Below are 18,758 nucleotides of genomic sequence, written 5' to 3'. Positions count from 1 at the left end.
TGGAGTCTTCAGCTTCCGCGCGATCACCCGCCAGACCCAGCGGGGAATGTTTGCTCAAACGTGATGCGGTCAGTGGGTTTCCGTTATCCGGACAACGGGTCTTACTGAGCGGACCTCTCGGCCACTAATCCACGATAACGGACATGTAGGCCAACTCGCCTTCATGACGGGACAATTAGCCGCACGCCCTCGGTGGGTGAGGGGCCACCCGCCGACCGCTCAGTACGTACGCGGGGGCGGGTAGCCGTAGCCGGGCGCGGACACCGGCGGCGGCCCGGCGGGGGCGGCGTGCGCCTCGCGGGCGTAGAACGGCCGGGCGTTGGCGCGCAGCCACAGGGCGACCGGGTCGTACTCGTCGGACATCGAGACCGTGGAGACGGGCAGCCCGTCGGGGACCGCGCCGACCGACTGCCGCATCATGGCGCGGGCCGCGTCCACGGAGGGGCGGCCCGTGTCGTAGAGGTCCAGTCCGATGGCGAGGTAGGGGACACCGAGGGCGGGCTGCACCCAGGCTCGGCGCAGCGAGCGGATCGCCGGGGTGCGATGGGCGTTCTGCGCCAACAGGGCGTAGAACTGCGGGAGTTCGATGGCGGGCTCGGTGAGCCGCAGCGGGCCCGCCGGCATCCGGTCGAGGCCCGTGGCGATGCGGCGGAGGTCCAGCCAGGGAATGCCCACGCCGCCGCCGGGAGCGTGCGGGTTGAGCCAGATCCCCCAGCGGTCGGGGAACAGCGCGCGGGCGATGTCGCGGCCGGTGATCAGCTCGTGGGCCCTGTTCCATCCGCTGGCCGAGAGCTCCTGGGCGGAGGTCACGCACGGGGCGTAACCCAGGCCGCCCACCTCCATGTTGCCGTACTGGGCGTCGGGTGAACCGGCCGTGCCGTGCCAGAGGAGCATCCAGACCTGGCCGTCCGCCAGCGCCCCCAGCAGCGCCTCGTACGCGTCGAGACGCCCGGGGGTCACTTGGCGCAGCATGTGCTCGACCTGTCCGGCCGCCGCCGTGCCTGACGCACTCACCCTGGGTCCCGCCCCTCGTCGATCGCTGTACGGCCGTCGGCCCGTCTCACGGTGCTCCGGCCTGTCTCACGCCGTCGGCCCGTCTCACGCTGCCGTCGGCCCGTCTCACGGTGCTGTGGTGTCGCTCCGGGCACACGGGGCGACCTCCTCATCCAACCAGCTTATGCGCCGCCCCTGACACCGTCTTGACGCCACGGGGCGGCGCCTGAGCCGCTTCCACGAGCCGTCAGTACTCCTCGCGCCGGTAGAACGGCCGCACCTTCTCCAGCATCCAGTCACCGACCGGGTCCTGGGCCACGTCGAGCAGGACGAGGCTGACCGGCCAGGGCACCGGGATCCGGCCGAGCGCGCGGCCCAGCGCCTCCATGGGGACGCTCTGCCCGGCGTCGTCCCACGGGGCCGGCTCGACGCCGGCGGACTCGACGCCGACGAAGAGGACCGGATCGCCGCCCTCGATGCTGGCCAGTGTCCGGCGGGCGGTGCCCACCACCCCGCTCGCGTGGAACTCGGCGGCCACCGCGGAGAGGAAGTCGACGGGGTCCTGCTTCCAGTCCGGTTCGTACAGCCGGACCCGGCCGCCGCCGGCGGGGCCGTCCAGCGCGGTGCGGCCGGCCCGGCAGAGTTCGGCGACGGCGGGCGGCGGCAGCGGCATGCCGACCGCGCCGCCCGGGTTGACCGCGAGGCCGAGCTGCGGGGGGAGCCCCCGGGCGAGGTCGCGGGCGGGCGCGACGGCGAAGGGGAGGGCGGGTCCGGCGCAGTGGCGGAACTGCGCCTCGGAGCTGAACACGGGGACGTACGCGGCACCGCCGATCTCGACGGTCGGCAGGTCCAGGTCGGGGCTCTCGGGTCCGCCGCCGTTCGGCAGGGGCACCCAGACCGGGCTGCGGCCGAGCACCTCGACGAGCCGTCCGCCGGCGTCGGGCACCCCCACCGACGCGGTGAGGACCTCTTCGAGCTCGTTGGCCGGCCATCCCTGCTGGGGATGCGCCTGTGCCGGAATGTCCACGGTGTCTCAGTCCCTCTCTCGCCATGCTCTGCGGCAGAAACCATAGACCGACACCGGGCCGGGGGGCAGTGACGCGGTCCCGGGCCCCTTCCACGACCCGGTCGCGTCCAGATTCCGGACACCCGGAAGGAGGCGTTCCGGGTGTGCTTCCGCGAATCGCGTCACGGCCACGCGTACGGCGGAGCCCGCGCGGGGCGGTCGCGTGCGCCCTGTGCGCGGCGCGCGCGGGCGCACGAAAGTGCGAAGGCGCGCCGGGCGACTGGCTCGGTCCGGCCCCGCGGCCCATCCGTCCGGGCAGCTCTTAAGGGCTGTCCCTGAAGGAGATCCGTAAGATCGCCCCGGCCGCCTCCCGGTCCAGGAGCACGACGGAGGCGCAGCCCGGCGGCAGCCGCCCCTCGCCGGTGACGCCCAGCAGCCGCCCCACCGCGCGCCGGTGCCGGGCGAACGCGTAGGCGGAGACCCCGCGTCCGCGCTCCCGCTGCCCCTGCCGGGCCACCCGGGGTGTGACGTCGAGCAGCACCAGGTGCAGAAGGTGTCCGCGCCGGCGGGCGTCCCGGGCCAGCCAGCGCCGCACCCAGGTCTGTGTCCCGCAGTCGTGCACGACGACGGATCCGCCCGCGCGCAGGGCCCGCCACAGCCCGAGGTAGTGGGCCACGCGCACCAGGGGGCGGTAGAGGGAGTACGGCACCGGGCGGGGCAGCGAGCCGGCCCAGCGGTCCCGGGTGTCCTGCGAGTCCACGGCGTGCTCCGCGGCCGTGCGCCGGATCAGCGTGGACTTGCCGCCGCCCGGCAGTCCGGAGACCACCACGACGTCGCCCGGGGGGTAGTCCAGCGCCTTCGGCCCGCCCCCGGCGCCCCGCCGCAGGTCACGCACGGGCGGGACGGGCGGGCGCAGACTCTCCCGGGCGGGGGCGCCCGGCTGCGCGGGCATCGCGTCGTGCGTCGCGCCGGGCACCCCCGGATCGTTCGCGGTCGCCGCGTGTGGCTGCAACGTCATGGCCGTCCCCCTGCGCTCGTCGCCCCACCGGACCTGCCCAAGAAGTGTAAAGAAAAGGTAATGCGACACAACCGCGCCGGGCCGCGTGTGTCCTCCGGGAAGCCCGTCATGAACCCGTTCGTGCGCTCGCGGGCCCACTCTCCCGCACGGCATGCGATGATGGCCCCGCCAATTGCATACCGGCCGTTTGAATCCGCGCGGGAGAGTCCCGGTCACTGCGCACCGGGCGCCGAAGGAGCAAGTTCCTCCCTTGAATCTCTCAGGCCCCGTACCGCGCGGATGAGGCAGATCTGAAAAGCGGGCCGCTTCGCGGCTCCACCCAAGGTGCAAGCCGACCCCGTTCAGGGGCTTTCGGCGAACCTCTCAGGTTCCGATGACAGATGGGGAGGGTTCGTCCTCTGCCGTCATGCCCTGGAGCCGTATCCATGAGCACTGCCCCCCGTCTCACTCCTCTCGACGCGACGCACCGGTCCCTCGGCGCGACCATGACCGACTTCGCGGGCTGGGACATGCCGCTGCGGTACGCCAGTGAGCGCGACGAGCACAACGCCGTCCGCACCCGGGCCGGGCTGTTCGACCTGTCCCACATGGGCGAGATCGCCGTCACCGGACCGCAGGCCGCCGCCTTCCTGAGCTACGCGCTGGTCGGCAACATCGCCACCGTCGGCACCGGCCGGGCCCGCTACACGATGATCGTCGCCGAGGACGGCGGGATCCTGGACGACCTGATCGTCTACCGCCTCGGCGAGAACACGTACATGGTCGTCGCCAACGCGGGCAACGCCCAGGTGGTCCTGGACGCCCTGACCGAGCGTGTCGGGGGCTTCGACGCCGAGGTGCGCGACGACCGGGACGCCTACGCGCTGCTCGCCGTCCAGGGCCCCGAGTCCTCCGCCGTCCTGAAGGCGGTCACGGACGCCGACCTGGACGGGCTGAAGTACTACGCGGGCCTGCCGGGCACGGTCGCCGGGGTCCCCGCGCTCATCGCCCGTACCGGCTACACCGGTGAGGACGGCTTCGAGCTCTTCGTGGCGCCCGAGCACGCCGAGGGGCTGTGGAAGGCGCTCACCGAGGCCGGCGCGCCCCACGGGCTCGTCCCGTGCGGCCTGTCCTGCCGCGACACGCTGCGCCTGGAGGCGGGCATGCCGCTGTACGGGCACGAGCTGACCTCCGCGCTGACCCCGTTCGACGCGGGCTTCGGCCGAGTGGTGAAGTTCGAGAAGGAGGGCGACTTCGTGGGCCGCGAGGCGCTGCGGGCGGCCGCCGACCGCGCCGCGAGCACCCCGCCGCGCAAGCTCGTCGGCCTGGTCGCCCAGGGCCGCCGGGTGCCCCGCGCCGGTTACCCCGTCGTCGCGGGCGCCGACGGCCAGGTCGTCGGCGAGGTCACCTCCGGCGCCCCGTCGCCCACCCTGGGCAAGCCGATCGCCATGGCCTACGTCGACCCGGCGTACGCGGAGCCCGGCACCGAGGGCGTCGCCGTGGACATCCGCGGCACCCACGAGCCGTACGAGGTCGTCGCGCTGCCGTTCTACAAGCGCGAGAAGTGACACCGGGCGCACTCCGGACCGGCCCGCGCCCCCACGGGCGTGACCGCGCCCGCACGGACGTGACCACACCCCACGGACGTGACGACGCCCGTACGGACGTGACCACACCCGCACGAACGTGACGAGGTCCCGTCTCACACCGCAAGACCACCGTTCACCAGCACTCCCCCGCGTACAGGAGAATTCAGACCATGAGCAACCCCCAGCAGCTGCGGTACAGCAAGGAGCACGAGTGGCTGTCGGCCCTCGAGGACGGCGTGGCCACGATCGGCATCACCGAGTACGCGGCCAACGCGCTCGGTGACGTCGTCTACGCCCAGCTCCCTGAGGTCGGCGACACGGTCACCGCGGGCGAGACCTGCGGTGAGCTGGAGTCGACCAAGTCGGTCAGCGACCTGTACTCGCCGGTGACCGGCGAGGTCACGGCGGCGAACCAGGACGTCGTGGACGACCCGTCGCTGGTGAACACCGCCCCCTTCGAGGGCGGCTGGCTGTTCAAGGTGCGCGTCGTGGAGGAGCCGGACGACCTTCTCTCCGCCGACGCGTACACCGAGTTCTCCGGCAACTAAAGACCCCTAGGGACCATCTGATGTCGCTTCTCAATTCCTCACTCCACGAGCTGGACCCGGACGTCGCCACCGCCGTCGACGCCGAGCTCCACCGCCAGCAGTCCACCCTTGAGATGATCGCCTCGGAGAACTTCGCCCCGGTCGCGGTCATGGAGGCCCAGGGCTCCGTTCTCACCAACAAGTACGCCGAGGGCTACCCGGGCCGTCGCTACTACGGCGGCTGCGAGCACGTCGACGTGATCGAGCGGATCGCGATCGACCGGGTCAAGGCGCTCTTCGGCGCCGAGGCGGCGAACGTACAGCCGCACTCGGGCGCCCAGGCGAACGCGGCGGCGATGTTCGCACTGCTGAAGCCGGGCGACACGATCATGGGCCTGAACCTGGCCCACGGCGGTCACCTGACCCACGGCATGAAGATCAACTTCTCCGGCAAGCTGTACAACGTGGTCCCGTACCACGTCGACGACACCGGCGTCGTGGACATGGCCGAGGTCGAGCGCCTGGCCAAGGAGGCCAAGCCGCGGCTCATCGTGGCCGGCTGGTCCGCCTACCCCCGTCAGCTCGACTTCGCCGCCTTCCGCCGTATCGCGGACGAGGTCGGCGCGTACCTGATGGTGGACATGGCGCACTTCGCGGGCCTCGTCGCCGCGGGACTGCACCCCAACCCGGTGCCGCACGCCCACGTCGTCACCACCACGACGCACAAGACGCTGGGCGGTCCGCGCGGCGGTGTCATCCTGTCGACGCAGGAGCTCGCCAAGAAGATCAACTCCGCGGTCTTCCCCGGTCAGCAGGGCGGCCCGCTGGAGCACGTGATCGCGGCCAAGGCCGTCTCGTTCAAGGTCGCGGCGACCGACGAGTTCAAGGACCGCCAGCAGCGCACGCTGGACGGCGCCCGTATCCTCGCCGAGCGCCTGGTCCAGCCGGACGTCACCGAGGCCGGTGTCTCCGTCCTCTCCGGCGGTACGGACGTGCACCTGGTCCTCGTCGACCTGCGCGACTCCGAGCTGGACGGCCAGCAGGCCGAGGACCGGCTCCACGAGCTCGGCATCACGGTCAACCGGAACGCCGTTCCGAACGACCCGCGGCCCCCGATGGTCACCTCGGGTCTGCGGATCGGTACGCCGGCCCTGGCCACCCGTGGCTTCGGCACCGAGGAGTTCACCGAGGTCGCCGAGATCATCGCCGCCGCGCTCAAGCCCGCGTACGACGCCGAGGGCCTCAAGGCCCGGGTGGCGGCGCTGGCCGGCCGGTTCCCGCTGTACCCCGGCCTCGCGTAGGTCATCCGCAGTTTGCACGACCGGTGGGGGCACCGCGCACACTGAACAGTGAGCGCGGTGCCCCCACCGCTGCCCCGCGCTTCGCGGGCCCACCCGGCCCGCCCCGCACCACCCGGCAGACAACGGCGTCTACCAACCCTTTTAGGAGTTCCCCGTGGCCCTCTCGGTCTTCGACCTCTTCTCGGTCGGCATCGGCCCGTCCAGCTCCCACACCGTCGGCCCGATGCGCGCGGCGCGTATGTTCGCCCGCCGCCTCAAGAACGAGGGCCTGCTGGCCCACACCGCGTCGATACGCGCGGAGCTGTACGGCTCCCTCGGGGCCACCGGCCACGGCCACGGCACCCCCAAGGCGGTGCTGCTCGGCCTGGAGGGCGAGTCGCCCCGCACCGTCGACGTCGAGGGCGCCGACGCGCGCGTCGAGGAGATCCGCTCCTCGGGCCGCATCAACCTGCTCGGCGTGCACGAGATCCCCTTCGACGCCGACGAGCAGCTGGTCCTGCACCGCCGCAAGGCGCTGCCGTACCACGCCAACGGGATGACCGTCCTCGCGTACGACCGCGAGGGTGCCCCGCTCCTGGAGAAGACGTACTACTCGGTCGGCGGCGGATTCGTCGTCGACGAGGACGCGGTGGCGGGCGAGGACCCGATCGTCCCGGACGACACGGTGCTGCGGCACCCGTTCCGCACCGGCGACGAGCTGCTGCGGCTCACCGGCGAGACCGGGCTGTCGATCTCCTCCCTCATGCTGGAGAACGAGAAGGCCTGGCGCACCGAGGAGGAGATCCGCACGGGCCTCCTGGAGATCTGGCGGGTCATGCAGGCCTGCGTGGCCCGCGGCATGTCCCGCGAGGGCATCCTGCCCGGCGGCCTGAAGGTCCGCCGCCGCGCCGCCAACTCGGCCCGCCAGCTCCGCGCCGAGGGCGACCCCCAGACGCACGCCATGGAGTGGATCACCCTCTACGCGATGGCGGTCAACGAGGAGAACGCGGCGGGCGGCCGCGTGGTGACCGCCCCGACCAACGGCGCGGCCGGCATCATCCCCGCCGTCCTGCACTACTACATGAACTTCGCGGCGGGCGGCGCGACGGACACCGAGAAGGACGACAGCGTCGTCCGCTTCCTGCTGGCCGCCGGCGCCATCGGCATGCTCTTCAAGGAGAACGCCTCCATCTCGGGCGCCGAGGTCGGCTGCCAGGGCGAGGTCGGCTCGGCCTGCTCGATGGCGGCGGGCGCCCTGGCGGAGGTCCTGGGCGGCTCCCCCGAGCAGGTGGAGAACGCCGCCGAGATCGGCATGGAACACAACCTGGGCCTGACCTGCGACCCGGTCGGCGGCCTGGTCCAGATCCCGTGCATCGAGCGCAACGGCATGGCGGCGGTGAAGGCGGTCACGGCGGCCAAGATGGCCCTGCGGGGCGACGGCAGCCACAAGGTCTCGCTGGACAAGGTCATCAAGACCATGAAGGAGACCGGCGCGGACATGAGCGTGAAGTACAAGGAGACGGCTCGGGGCGGGCTCGCGGTGAACATCATCGAGTGCTGACCTCGTAGGCCCTGACCAGCGCGTTCGTGTCCTTCAGCGCTGTCAGGGCCTTCCCTGCCCACGCCGCGAAGATGGGCGTCCGACCTGTAGATCCGTGGCGCATGGACGATGTCGGAACTCCGCCCCCACCACCTGGGCGTATCAAATCGATCCCCTACCTCCATCAGAGGGGTATCATTCGATACATGAGTGCTGCGGAAACCTCGCGCTTGAACCAGCGGCTGGCTGCCCTCTCCCCGACGTTCACGACAGCGCAGGCACGTCAGGCCCTGCTCTCCGCTCGTGATCTGGCGTACCTGATCACCGAAGGGGAGATAGACGAACTGTCCCGTGGCGTGTACCGGCAGGCAGACGCAGCGGAAACCGCGTACGCAGATCTACTGGCCGTGTGCACGCGGGCGCCTCGCGCTGTCCTGTGCGGGGAGTCCGCTCTGGCTCTGCACGAACTGATCGATGACATTCCCAGCGCCGTGCACATCGCCGTACCACGCGGATCACGCCGCCCCACGATCTCCTATCCCCCGACCGTGGTGGCTCAGTACGCGGCCAAGACCTTCGATCTCGGCGTCGAACGGTTCGAGGCCGCACCAGGAGAGACCGTTCCCGTGTACAACGCTGCCCGCAGCGTTGTCGACGCGATGCGCCACCGTGGCAGAATCGGCGAGACCATGGCCCTGTCCGCGCTCGGCCGTTACCTGCGACGCAGCGGACGAGGCGGGGTCGGCGAGCTTCAATTCATCGCGCGCGAGCTGAATGCGCTCTCCGTCATCCGCCCCGCCGTAGAGGCGGTGCTCGCCTGATGGCCAATCCAACTCGCGCCACCACCGCAGGCCGCATCTACCATGATCTACGCAATCTGGCTCGGCGCAACGGCCGTTCAACGGACGAGGTCATGGTCGAGTACGTACTGGAACGCTTCCTCTACCGCCTCGGATCGTCCCCCCTCGGCCGCCAGCACTTCATCCTCAAAGGCGGCTTGCTGCTCGCCCAGTTCGGCGCCCGCCGGACGACCCGTGACATCGACATCCTCGGCCACGCGTTCTCCGGCGAGGAAGCCGAGATCATCCGCAGAATCGCCGCGATCGCCGCTACTGAAGTCGACGACGGTGTGACGTACGATTCCGCCACGCTCCGAACCGTGCCTATCCGAGAAGAGGACGAGTATCACGGCCTCCGGCTGTCGATGGCCGCGTCGGTCGCCCGGGCACGCCTCAAGCTCCAACTGGACATCAGCTTCGGCGATCCCGTCACTCCCGGACCTCAGATCATCAACTACCCGCAGCAGCTCACCTCTGACAGTTTCCAGCTCCTCGGTTACCCGCTCGCCACGGTCATCGCAGAGAAGCTCTCCACCGCCGTCTCGCTCGGGGATCTCAACACCCGCGACCGGGATTACGCGGATCTCTACCGCCTGCTGACACTCAACGATCTCAACAGCGAAGATCTGGCCGCGGCGCTGACCGCCACCGCCACACACCGCGGCATACAGCTGAAGCCCCTCAGCGCCACGATCACCGACCTCGCCGAGCGCCGCCAATCCTCTTACGCAGCCTGGCGCCGCCGACAGGGTCCTTCCTCGGCCGGCTATCCGAATCTCTTCACCGACGTGGTAGGACTGGTCGTCACATTCGCGGACCCACTGCTCGCGGGCACCGCCGCCACACGTAGGTGGAACAGCTCAGACAGTACGTGGATCTGATTCGGCTGTAGTTCATTACCGCGGCCTGTCAGAACGGACACCTCCCTCGCCCAGCCCAGTTGCCGCTTGGCGCCGTGTGCCGCGTCTCGACTGTCATCGATCCGAAACGGTTTGGATTCGGGGTCGCCAGGCGGTGTGAGCGGCTTGGTAGGCGACGCGCGGCATCTGTCGCCGTCGGCGCAGGATGCCTTGCGGTTGCGGGCGGTGGCGGGTTGGGCCGGGTTGGACCCGTGAGGATGTGGCGGCGGTGTTCGGGGTGTCGCTGAACGCTGTCGATGTCCGGTGGGTGAAATGACGGGCCGGGCATCCGGTCCGACCAGGTCATCGGAGGGACCGGGGGCGAGAAGGGCCGGACCCCGGTCGTGCGGTGCCGTGTGGTACCGCCTCGTGACGGTTCCCTGATCAGGACTGGTGCACCCGGTTGAGCCGAGCCGCCCCGTGCTGCGCCGTCCGTGAGCACGGGGTGAGGCAGGGCGGGTGCGGGCGCGCAGGTCAGGGCTTGGCGTACTTCAGCGGGCGCACGTACAGGTCGCCCTGGATGGCCCAGAGTTTCGCCTTACGCATCGTGATCCTCATGGCGTAGAAGGAATCGCGATCGAGGTTCATGACGGACGACTTGTGCCACGTGAGCTGACGCCATCCGTTGCCGAGCTTCCGGAGTCGGCTGCTGTCGGCTTCGAAACCGCTTTGCACGACGGTCCCCGCTTGGTTCATCAGGTCCACTTCGAGCCATCCGCCGTCCTCGATGTCGACGAGCAACTCAATGTCGTTCCCGTAGAAGTTGAGTCCCTGTGTGGTGAGGGAGGACACCGCGTTCCCTTTACGGCTGCCGTAGCAGGCGAACTTGTCCTTTTCGACGTATCCCCTGCCGAGTGCGGACTCACGCCAGCCGGTGTGCCGGCCCTTGCCGCCCATGTAGTAGAAGTACAGCTTGTCGTCGACTTCTACGGGGGTCGAGGAGAAAATGACGCTGCTGTCGAAGTCGCCACGTGGGTATGTGTCCATGCCCTTACCGTGCGGGATAAATGTACTGTCCTGGAGAGCGACGTCGTTCCACTCGGTGAGGTTGCTGGACCACTGAAGTGCCAGGTCAACGGTGTCATGGTGCGGAAGCGTGGTGTCGCCGTCCCTGTACAGCGAGGCGAGCCCGAGGTAGAGGTCGCCGTACTCGAAGACCGGCATCGAGTAGATCTGGGACTCGAACCCGTTGCCCCGGTGGACTTCGACCGGCTTCGACCAGTTGATGAAATCCTTGGACCGCGACATGGCGGAGACGCGGATGTTGCTGTCCCACAGACGGGTGATGAGGACGTATTCGTTTGTACGCGAGTCCCGGAAGACCAGGTTGTGGCAGTCCGCTCCCGGGGAAGGGCTGTTGGCCGGCCAGGGCTTCAGATCGCTGAAATGAATACCGTCGGACGAGAACGCCACGCACAGCGAGGTTCCACCCGACTCACGCAGTGTGATCAGCTTGTACCGGCGACTGGAGTCCGGATCCGTGGGGTCGTAGAGGACCGACGTTCCCTGAACGTTCTCGAACAGGATGTTGTTCTTCTTGCTGCCGTCGAAGTCAACCAGCCCCAGTTCGGGCTTCGTCCAGTGCACGCCGTCCACGGACTCCGCGTAACAGCAGCCGGTTTTCCTGTTCGCGATGACGTAGTCCTGCCCGCGCCTCTTCTCCGGAGGGGTGTTGAGTGATGCGGGGTCGCGGAGGAAGAGCGTGTAGTAGCAGCGGAACTTCTTGTGCTGCGCATCCCAGAAGACGTTCGGGTACCCGTTGTCGAAGCGCGGCTCCCACGGCAACCGGGGATGCTCAAAGATGCCTTCCCTGAACAGGGGGTTGTGCTTCTCGTCCTTGACGAAACGGCCCATCTCGATCTGGCAGTTCGCCATTCCCAGATGTCCGTTCCAGAGGCCGGTGTCGAAGGCGAAGTACGTGTGGCGCCTGCCTGTCGGATCGGCCGGCGAAGACCCGTCGGCCATGAGTACGGCCGGCGAACTCGCGGTCGCCGGTCCCGCCACGGCGAAGGTGCCCGCCGCGCCCATCGCCGTCGTAGCCAGGCCTCCAAGCAGAACGCCCCGCCTCGTGACCCCGCTGCGGATTTCGTCGCTCATGTGCTCTCCCCACCTTCACATAAAGCTCACTAATTGGACAGCGGACGTAAGATGTCTGCTGTCTGGCGGTCAGATTGCCAGCGGCCGGCATGCGGGGCAAGACCCTGGCGCCCACTTCGTGAATGTCATCTGTCCGTGGGGAGCGGACGCCTCGGATCCTCGTACGCCGACACACGGCCACCGTGTCCGGTACGCGACTGTCCGTCGCCCGGAACGGAGTTGTAGCGTCGCGATCATGAAACCGCTGTCTGACACCCCCACTGACCAGGCACCGGCTGATCCCGCCGCCACCGACGACATGCTGGCCACTCAGCCCATCGGATACTGGAGTGGCCTCGCCCAGGCGGCCGTCACCCGGCAACTGCGTGACGCCATGGCCACGATCGACGTCACGCAGCCGCAGTACTGGGTGCTCAACCGGGTCGACGGAGGGCCCGCGGCGCCGAGCCGCGAGGACGTCGTCATCCAGCTGACGCCGCTCGCGGACGGGCCGCACGAGATCGCGCGCGTCATCGACCAGCTGCTCCACCGCGGCTGGCTCAGGACCGACGCCGGGCAGCGTCTGCGGCTCACGGACGCCGGGGAGGCCGCCAGGGTGCGACTGCGGGATCTGGTGACCGAGCTGCGCGGCGTGGTCCACGAGGGCATCAGCGACGAGGAGTACGTGGCCGCGCTCAAGGTGCTGCGCAGGATGGTCGCCAACGTCGAGGGCAGCGGCGCCTCCTGAGGGCTGCCCCGTGGCCGGCCGACGAGCGTCGACGGAGAGACGTCCGACGCGGTGGCGGACGCCCGTCACCGTCACCAGCGTGGCTCACGGCTCCGCCGGGGTCCCGGCGGGCGGAACTCAGGGGTGCATGACGATCTTTCCCACGTGCCCCCTGCGGGAGAGTTCCTCCTGCGCCCGCGCGGCCTGCTCCAGTGGGAAGACCGTGGCGACGACGGGCTGGACCTCCGCCCGGCGAGCCAGGTCCATGAGGAGGCCGAAGTGTGTGGGCGTGTGCATCGCCGATCCGATGACCTGGGCATTGCGCAGGTAGAGACGGCGCACGTCGAAGGACACCTCGTAGCCACCGAGCGCTCCGGCGACGACCCACCGGCCCCCTTCGCGCAGCAGCGGCAGGCCCTCGCCCAGCAGCTCCCCGGCCACGACGTCGAGTGCGACGTCGATTCCCTCCGGGGCGGCGGAGCGGATCTGTCCGGCGATGTCTCCCGCGCGGTCGACGACCGCGTGCGCGCCCGCTTCGCGCACCGCGTCGATCTTCGGTCCGCTGCTGATGGCGATCACCTTCGCCCCGCGCGCACGGGCGATCTGCACCAGCGCGACGCCGACGCCGCCGGACGCTCCCGAGACCAGGGCGGTCTCTCCCTTCCGCAGCCGGCCTCGCTCGATCATGCCCAGCGCCGTGCCGTAGGCGGTGGGCAACGTCGCGAGCTGGTCGTCCGTGAGCGGGGACTCCGACACGTCGTGCACGCGCTCCGCCGGCGCTGTCACGTACTCGGCGTACCCGCCGTCGCGTTCGCTCCCCATCAGACCCACCGGGTTGGCGTCCGGCCCTTCGGTGTCGTAGATCGCGGGATCGACGACCACCCGGCGTCCGACCAGGCCCTCCTCCACCCCGGCCCCCACGGCGACGACCCGGCCGGCCACGTCGGCGCCCTGGATCCGCGGGAAGTCGATCGGGCCCCGCCAGCCCGACGTCGCCTTCGGGTCTCCCGGGCGGCCGTAGGCGCCCTCCCGGGTCCACAGGTCGGTGTTGTTCAGCGCCACCGCGCCGACCTGGACCAACACCTCTCCTGCCTGCGGGTCGGGGACGGCGACCTCCGTCAGCTCCAGGACCTCCGGCCCTCCGTGCCCTGTGATTCGCACCGCTCGCATCAACCGGGACGTGCCCATCGTCTGAACCTCCTGCCAGGTATACTGATCTGTGAACATCCCCCACCGTACACCGATCGGTAAAGAGGTCCAGTCATGCAGGAAACGCGGCCCATGACGCCGGCCGGCCGCCGCATCGTGGCGGCCGCGGAGGAACTGTTCTACAACCGGGGCATCACGGCGGTCGGCGTGGATCTGATCGCCGAGCACTCGGGGGTGACCAAGCGGACCCTGTACAACCAGTTCGGCTCGAAGGACCACCTCGTCGCGGCCTGTCTCACGGAACGCGACGAGCGCTGGCGGTCACTCGTCCGAGCCGCCGTCGCCGCCGCCGGCACTCCGGCCGAGGCCGTCACCGCCCCCTTCGAGGCCTTGCGGACCTGGAGCGGGACCAACGCCCGCGGGTGCGCCTTCATCAACGCGCTGGCGGAGCTCCCGGACCCCTCGCATCCCGCCCACCGCATCGCGACGAACCAGAAGCTCTGGCTGCTCGGCCTGTTCAAGGAGCTCGCCACCGCGGCGGGCTGCCCGGACCCGGACGCCCTCGCCACCCAGCTCCTCGTGCTGCACGAGGGTGCCGTCGCCAGCCAGCCCCTCCCGCTCGACACCCTTCCGGCGAGCGCCGGCCTGGCGCGGGCCCTGGTCCACGCCGGCGCAGCGCCCCGCCGGTAGAGCGTCACCGCGTATCCGGGCATCACTTCGCCGAGCAGATCCGATCCCCGCGAACAGCACGCACTTCGCCCGAATGGCGTGCCTGCCTCGGACGGCGCATCCTGGGAAGACGTCCGGCACGTCGGGTGACGGGGCTCACCGCGACCGCGGCGGCGTGCCGCTGACGGTCCCTGGTCAGGTAGCCGAGACGACCAGGAGGATGCATGGTCCCGTCCGCCGTTCCCCGCCGCACCGCCGGACCGGTTCCCAGGGGCGATGCCGATGTCTGAGGCCCGGTGCGGCGGTGCGAGGAGCCTGGTCCTGGTGCGTCATGGGCAGAGCACCGCCAACGTGGAAGGCCGCTTCACCGGCTGGGCGGACGTGCCCCTGACCGCCCGGGGGCGTGAAGAGGCCCAGCTCACGGGCGAACTGCTCTCCCGTGACGGTCTGTTGCCGGACGCCGTCCACACCTCGGTCCTGGCCCGCTCGATCAGCAGCGCCGACATCGTGCTCGCCGGACTGGACCGGCAGTGGATCCCGGTCCGGCGGACCTGGCGGCTCAACGAGCGCCAGTACGGGGCGCTGGCCGGACGGCGGAAGAGCGAAGTCCTCGCGGAGGTCGGCCCCCGCCGGTTCGACCGGTTGCGGCGGTCGCCGCACGGCCGTCCCGGGCCCCTGCCCGTACACGAGCTGGCCCGGCTCCGGGCCGACCCCCGCTACGCTCTCCTGCCGCCGGAGGTCGTGCCCGCCGTGGAGAGCTTCGCCGACATGACCGCCCGGGTGGCTCCGTACTGGGCGGACGTGCTCGCTCCCCAACTGCGCGCCTCGTCCGTGGTGCTGGTCGTCGCGCACGGCAACTCCCTGCGAGCCCTGGTGACCGTTCTCGACGTCCTGTCCGGGCGGGAGATCGCGGAGCTGAACATTCCCACGGCGGCCCCCCTCCGGTACGACTTCGACGCCGACGCCCTGCGCCCCCTCGTACGCGGCGGCGTCTACCTGGATGCCCCCACCGCCCTGGCGGGCGCCGAACGGGTCGCGGCCGAGGGCCGCGCCGAGTTGTCACCCGCCGCCTCCGACCCACCCACGACGTGAGGGAGAACCCCATGTCCTTGCGCATCACCGACCTGCACGCCGTCGAGATCCTCGACTCCCGCGCCCGCCCCACCCTCGCCGTCACCCTCACCACGTCCGAGGGCGGGCGGATCCACTCCGCTGTGCCCTCGGGCGCCTCCACCGGCTCCATGGAAGCGGTCGAGCTGCGTGACACGGGCCGGTCCCGCTACGGCGGCCAAGGGGTGCTGACCGCGGTCGGCAACGTCAACGGCGAGATCGCCCAGGCCCTCACCGGCCGGACCTTCTCGTCCGCGGCCGCCGTCGACCGGGCGCTGATCGCGCTGGACGGCACCGACGACAAGGCCCGGCTCGGCGCCAACGCGATCACCGGTGTGTCACTGGCCGCCACCCGCGCCGAAGCGGCGAGCGGCGGTACGGCACTCTGGCAGCACATCGCCCGGCGCGCGGGCACCTCGCCGCGCCTGCCGGTGCCGCACTTCAACGTCGTCAACGGTGGCGCCCACGCGGCCAACGACCTCGACTTCCAGGAGTTCATGCTCGCCCCGCTCGGTGCTCCGAGCCTCGCGGAGGCCGTACGCGCGGGCGCCGAGATCTACGGCCGGCTCAAGGCCCGCCTGGCGTCGGAGGGGCAGCCGACGGGACTCGGCGACGAGGGCGGCTTCGCCCCGGACATCGACCGCCCCGAGGACGTGCTGAGGGTACTGGTGAGCGCCATCGAGGACGCCGGTTATGCCGCCGGACGCGAGGGCGTCGCCCTCGCGCTCGATCCGGCCGCCAGTGAGTTCCGCGAAGACGGCGACTACCGGATCGCCGGCGAGAGTCTCACCTCCGACCAGCTCATCGACCGGTACGAGGAGATGATCGAGAACTTCCCGGTGTGGAGCATCGAGGACGGTCTCGCCGAGGACGACTGGGACGGTTGGACCCGTCTCACGGCGCGTCTGGGCAGCCGCGTGCAACTGATGGGCGACGACATCTTCGTCACCGACCCCGCGACCATCGCCCAGGCCGTCACGCGCACGGTCGGCAACTCCTCGCTGATCAAGGTCAACCAGATCGGAACCGTCACCGAGACGCTGGAGGCCATGCGGATCTGCCGTGAGGCGGGTTACACGCAGATGATCTCCCACCGGTCCGGGGAGACCCCGGACGCCTTCATCGCCGACCTGGCGGTGGGCACCGGATGCGGGCAGATCAAGTCGGGCGCCCCGGCGCGTGGTGAGCGGGTGGCCAAGTACGACCGCCTGCTCGAAATCGCCGACGCGCACCCCGTGGACCTCCGCTTCGGGGTGGTCGCTCCCTGAACGTCGCGCACCAGGGCCGGACCGGGTCCCGGCCGTCGCTTCCCCGACGGTCGCCGCCGCGCGCCGGTCCTCCGCGGCGCATATGGTCGATGGGTACGGCCGATGCGTCGCGGGTGCCTCGCGTGCCCACCGCGTTCCGCAGTCAGAGTGCGACCACCGGTCGCCGTACCAAGCCCGGGAGGACGCGATGCCCATACGGCGGTTGGTCATGGACGTGGACAAGACCGTGGACGAACCCGACCTCCTCAGCCTGGCCCAAGCCATCGAGAAGGTGGACGGGGTCCTCGCCGTCAACATCACCGTCGATGCCATCGACATCGAGACGGTCGGAACGGACATCACCGTGGAGGGGGACGACATCGATGTCGCCGCGGTGGTGCGCAGCATCGAACACGCGGGTGCCGTCGTGCACAGCGTCGATCAAGTGGTCGCCGGAGCATACGTGTTGGAACGCGTTCCCCGGGCGCGATGAAGACCGGAGAGACCGGCCTGGCGAGCCTCCCGCGGCGCATGGCCGAGGGGAGCGCCAGAATGCGTCTGCCGCTGGTGCTGGGCCTGACGGACGGCCTGTTGAACGCCCTCACGCTGGCGGGTTCGGCTCTGCTCGGCTCCTCCGCGCGTCCGGTCCTCTCGCTGGGGGCGCGGGTGGGTGCGGCGGCCCTGGTGACGACCGCGTTCACGGTCTTCGTGGCGGACTACGCGGAGCGGCGGGCCCACCTGGTCCACGCGTCCAGGGAACTGAACCTGACCGAGAGCGGACGGCTGGCCGCCGGACGGCTGGGCCGCCGTGCGCTCACCGCTTCCTTCGCCTCCATGGCGGTGGCGTGCGCGGCGAGCTTTCTGGGAGCGGCGCTCCCCTTGTTCGCCGGAGTGGTCCTGCCCGGTCCCGTGTGGATCGTGCCGGCCCTCGCCGTGGCCGCGCTGGCCGGGCTCGGAGGCGTGCTCGCCCGTGTGATCGGCGGACGTGTCGGACGCTGGACCCTCACCATGGCTGTCGGCGGATTCTGCGTCCTCCTCATCGGTGTGCGGCTGGACATCGCGTGACCGGCTGCGTGACCGGCTGTCAGTGCCCGCTGATAGAACGGAACGCACAGTCAGAGCACGCAGTGTCGGGAGACCAGCCTTGTCGCATGTGCACCACGTCCGGCGCTTCCACGGACTGCCCGTATACACCTTTCCCCCGTACGCCCACCCCGAGGACCTGCCCGACGCCGGGGCCGTGGCCTGGCGGCTGAGCTGCGGGCCGTACCCGTCGGACGAGGACTCCGAGGCGTGCTGGAGGCGTTTCACCGGGATGGTCGAGCTGGAGAAGGTGCGGGCGCTGATCCTGGGCCACCCCTGGTACGACTCCTTCGGCGGGTCCGACGACGCCGTGATCGGGCTGCGCGACCGGTTCACCGGACTCGAAGCGGTCTTCCTCGGTGATCTGGAGTACGAGGAGTCGATGATCTCCCTGATCGGACTGCACGATCTGGGGCCGCTCCTGGAGGCGTTCCCCGGGCTCCAGGAGCTGGTGGTGCGTGGTGGGGACAACCTCGACTTCCCGGTGGCCGGGCACCGGAATCTGCGTTCTCTGCGGGTCGAGTCCGGGGGAATACCGCCCGAGGCGGCGGAGCACATAGCCGCTGCCGATCTGCCCTCGCTGGAGCGGCTGGAGCTGTGGCTGGGCACCGAGGAGTACGGAGGCGGAACGACGGTCGAGCAGCTCGCCCCGCTGCTGGCCGGTGACGGCAAGCCCGCGCTGCGCCACCTCGGTCTCCAGAACAGCCCCGACCAGGACGAGTTGGCCGCCGCGCTGGCCTCGGCCCCGGTGGTGGCCCGGCTGCGTTCACTGAGCCTGTCGATGGGCTCCCTCTCCGACACCGGTGGAGAGGCGCTGCTCTCGGGGCAGCCGCTCACCCACCTGGAAGAGCTGGACCTCTCCCACCACTTCCTCAGCCACGCCATGATGCTGCGCCTCTGGTCGGCTCTGGAGCCCTCGGGGGTCCGGGTGAACCTGACCGGGAAGTCCGAGGAGGACGAGTACGACCTGGAGGACGGCATGGAACACGGCCGTTACATCGCGGTGGCCGAATGACCGCCCCCGCCC

At 70.3% G+C, this 18,758-nt stretch carries 18 protein-coding genes and 1 riboswitch; of the genes, 13 read left to right on the top strand and 5 right to left on the bottom strand.

From position 1 onward, the window contains the following. Positions 1-219: 219 nt before the first annotated feature. The 3 genes from B9S64_RS23445 to B9S64_RS23435 all read right to left on the bottom strand — a co-directional run bounded on the left by B9S64_RS23445 (position 220) and on the right by B9S64_RS23435 (position 3,017). The gene (locus B9S64_RS23445) at positions 220-1,014 is read right to left on the bottom strand and encodes an enhanced serine sensitivity protein SseB C-terminal domain-containing protein (RefSeq protein WP_103490958.1); all 795 of its coding nucleotides are present in this window, start codon (positions 1,012-1,014) and stop codon (positions 220-222) included. Positions 1,015-1,240: 226 nt separating this feature from the next. Next, entirely contained in the window at positions 1,241-2,020 is a 780-nt protein-coding gene (locus B9S64_RS23440) for an enhanced serine sensitivity protein SseB (RefSeq protein ID WP_103505265.1), read from the bottom strand. 301 nt (positions 2,021-2,321) lie between these two features. Then, positions 2,322-3,017 (bottom strand): AAA family ATPase, encoded by a 696-nt coding sequence (locus tag B9S64_RS23435; RefSeq protein ID WP_103489584.1) that lies wholly within the window; start codon positions 3,015-3,017, stop codon positions 2,322-2,324. Positions 3,018-3,205: 188 nt separating this feature from the next. Beyond that, positions 3,206-3,301, top strand: a riboswitch (glycine riboswitch). Positions 3,302-3,442: 141 nt separating this feature from the next. Between B9S64_RS23435 and gcvT the strand changes: the two genes are divergently transcribed. From gcvT to B9S64_RS23405, 6 genes are all read left to right on the top strand, one after another. Next, positions 3,443-4,564 (top strand): glycine cleavage system aminomethyltransferase GcvT, encoded by a 1,122-nt coding sequence (gene gcvT, locus B9S64_RS23430; protein WP_103489583.1) that lies wholly within the window; start codon positions 3,443-3,445, stop codon positions 4,562-4,564. Between the two features lie 191 nt (positions 4,565-4,755). Then, complete coding sequence (gcvH, locus tag B9S64_RS23425) at positions 4,756-5,133, top strand: glycine cleavage system protein GcvH (RefSeq protein WP_103489582.1); 378 nt, start codon at positions 4,756-4,758, stop codon at positions 5,131-5,133. Between the two features lie 20 nt (positions 5,134-5,153). Continuing rightward, positions 5,154-6,413 carry a serine hydroxymethyltransferase gene (gene glyA / locus B9S64_RS23420; RefSeq protein ID WP_103489581.1) on the top strand — a complete coding sequence of 420 codons (1,260 nt, stop codon included), beginning with the start codon at positions 5,154-5,156 and terminating at the stop codon, positions 6,411-6,413. 154 nt (positions 6,414-6,567) lie between these two features. Further along, positions 6,568-7,953 carry an L-serine ammonia-lyase gene (locus B9S64_RS23415; protein ID WP_103489580.1) on the top strand — a complete coding sequence of 462 codons (1,386 nt, stop codon included), beginning with the start codon at positions 6,568-6,570 and terminating at the stop codon, positions 7,951-7,953. 185 nt (positions 7,954-8,138) lie between these two features. Beyond that, a complete protein-coding gene (locus B9S64_RS23410) occupies positions 8,139-8,753 on the top strand; it encodes a type IV toxin-antitoxin system AbiEi family antitoxin domain-containing protein (RefSeq protein WP_103489579.1) in 615 nt (204 codons plus the stop codon). Next, positions 8,753-9,652 (top strand): nucleotidyl transferase AbiEii/AbiGii toxin family protein, encoded by a 900-nt coding sequence (locus tag B9S64_RS23405; protein WP_103489578.1) that lies wholly within the window; start codon positions 8,753-8,755, stop codon positions 9,650-9,652. The genes B9S64_RS23410 and B9S64_RS23405 overlap by 1 nt, the downstream gene beginning before the upstream one ends. 492 nt (positions 9,653-10,144) lie before the next feature. Here B9S64_RS23405 and B9S64_RS23395 read toward each other — a convergent pair whose 3' ends face one another. Next, entirely contained in the window at positions 10,145-11,767 is a 1,623-nt protein-coding gene (locus B9S64_RS23395) for a hypothetical protein (RefSeq protein WP_146060072.1), read from the bottom strand. Between the two features lie 235 nt (positions 11,768-12,002). Between B9S64_RS23395 and B9S64_RS23390 the strand changes: the two genes are divergently transcribed. Continuing rightward, complete coding sequence (locus tag B9S64_RS23390; protein ID WP_103489576.1) at positions 12,003-12,494, top strand: MarR family winged helix-turn-helix transcriptional regulator; 492 nt, start codon at positions 12,003-12,005, stop codon at positions 12,492-12,494. 117 nt (positions 12,495-12,611) lie between these two features. On the opposite strand, the gene B9S64_RS23385 is transcribed toward B9S64_RS23390, so the two are convergent. Then, on the bottom strand, positions 12,612-13,661 hold the full coding sequence (locus tag B9S64_RS23385; protein ID WP_103489575.1) for a zinc-binding dehydrogenase: 1,050 nt from the start codon (positions 13,659-13,661) through the stop codon (positions 12,612-12,614). Positions 13,662-13,754: 93 nt separating this feature from the next. Here B9S64_RS23385 and B9S64_RS23380 point away from each other — a divergent pair, with 93 nt between their 5' ends. The 6 genes from B9S64_RS23380 to B9S64_RS23355 all read left to right on the top strand — a co-directional run bounded on the left by B9S64_RS23380 (position 13,755) and on the right by B9S64_RS23355 (position 18,746). After that, positions 13,755-14,312 carry a TetR/AcrR family transcriptional regulator gene (locus B9S64_RS23380; protein WP_219818755.1) on the top strand — a complete coding sequence of 186 codons (558 nt, stop codon included), beginning with the start codon at positions 13,755-13,757 and terminating at the stop codon, positions 14,310-14,312. Positions 14,313-14,573: 261 nt separating this feature from the next. After that, positions 14,574-15,383, top strand: coding sequence for a 2,3-diphosphoglycerate-dependent phosphoglycerate mutase (locus B9S64_RS23375; RefSeq protein ID WP_103489586.1), 810 nt, complete (start codon positions 14,574-14,576; stop codon positions 15,381-15,383). An 11-nt stretch (positions 15,384-15,394) separates the two neighbouring features. Next, a complete protein-coding gene (gene eno, locus B9S64_RS23370; protein ID WP_103489573.1) occupies positions 15,395-16,669 on the top strand; it encodes a phosphopyruvate hydratase in 1,275 nt (424 codons plus the stop codon). Between the two features lie 187 nt (positions 16,670-16,856). After that, a complete protein-coding gene (locus tag B9S64_RS23365) occupies positions 16,857-17,141 on the top strand; it encodes a DUF211 domain-containing protein (protein WP_103489572.1) in 285 nt (94 codons plus the stop codon). Positions 17,142-17,200: 59 nt separating this feature from the next. Further along, positions 17,201-17,713 carry a hypothetical protein gene (locus B9S64_RS23360; RefSeq protein WP_228869661.1) on the top strand — a complete coding sequence of 171 codons (513 nt, stop codon included), beginning with the start codon at positions 17,201-17,203 and terminating at the stop codon, positions 17,711-17,713. Positions 17,714-17,801: 88 nt separating this feature from the next. Continuing rightward, positions 17,802-18,746: an STM4015 family protein gene (locus B9S64_RS23355; protein ID WP_308460743.1), complete on the top strand. Its 945-nt coding sequence runs from the start codon at positions 17,802-17,804 to the stop codon at positions 18,744-18,746. Positions 18,747-18,758: the final 12 nt, after the last annotated feature.

It is taken from the genome of Streptomyces sp. SM18, from assembly GCF_002910775.2.
Lineage (GTDB): Bacteria > Actinomycetota > Actinomycetes > Streptomycetales > Streptomycetaceae > Streptomyces > Streptomyces halstedii.
This window is presented reverse-complemented; position numbering and strand designations above follow the sequence as displayed.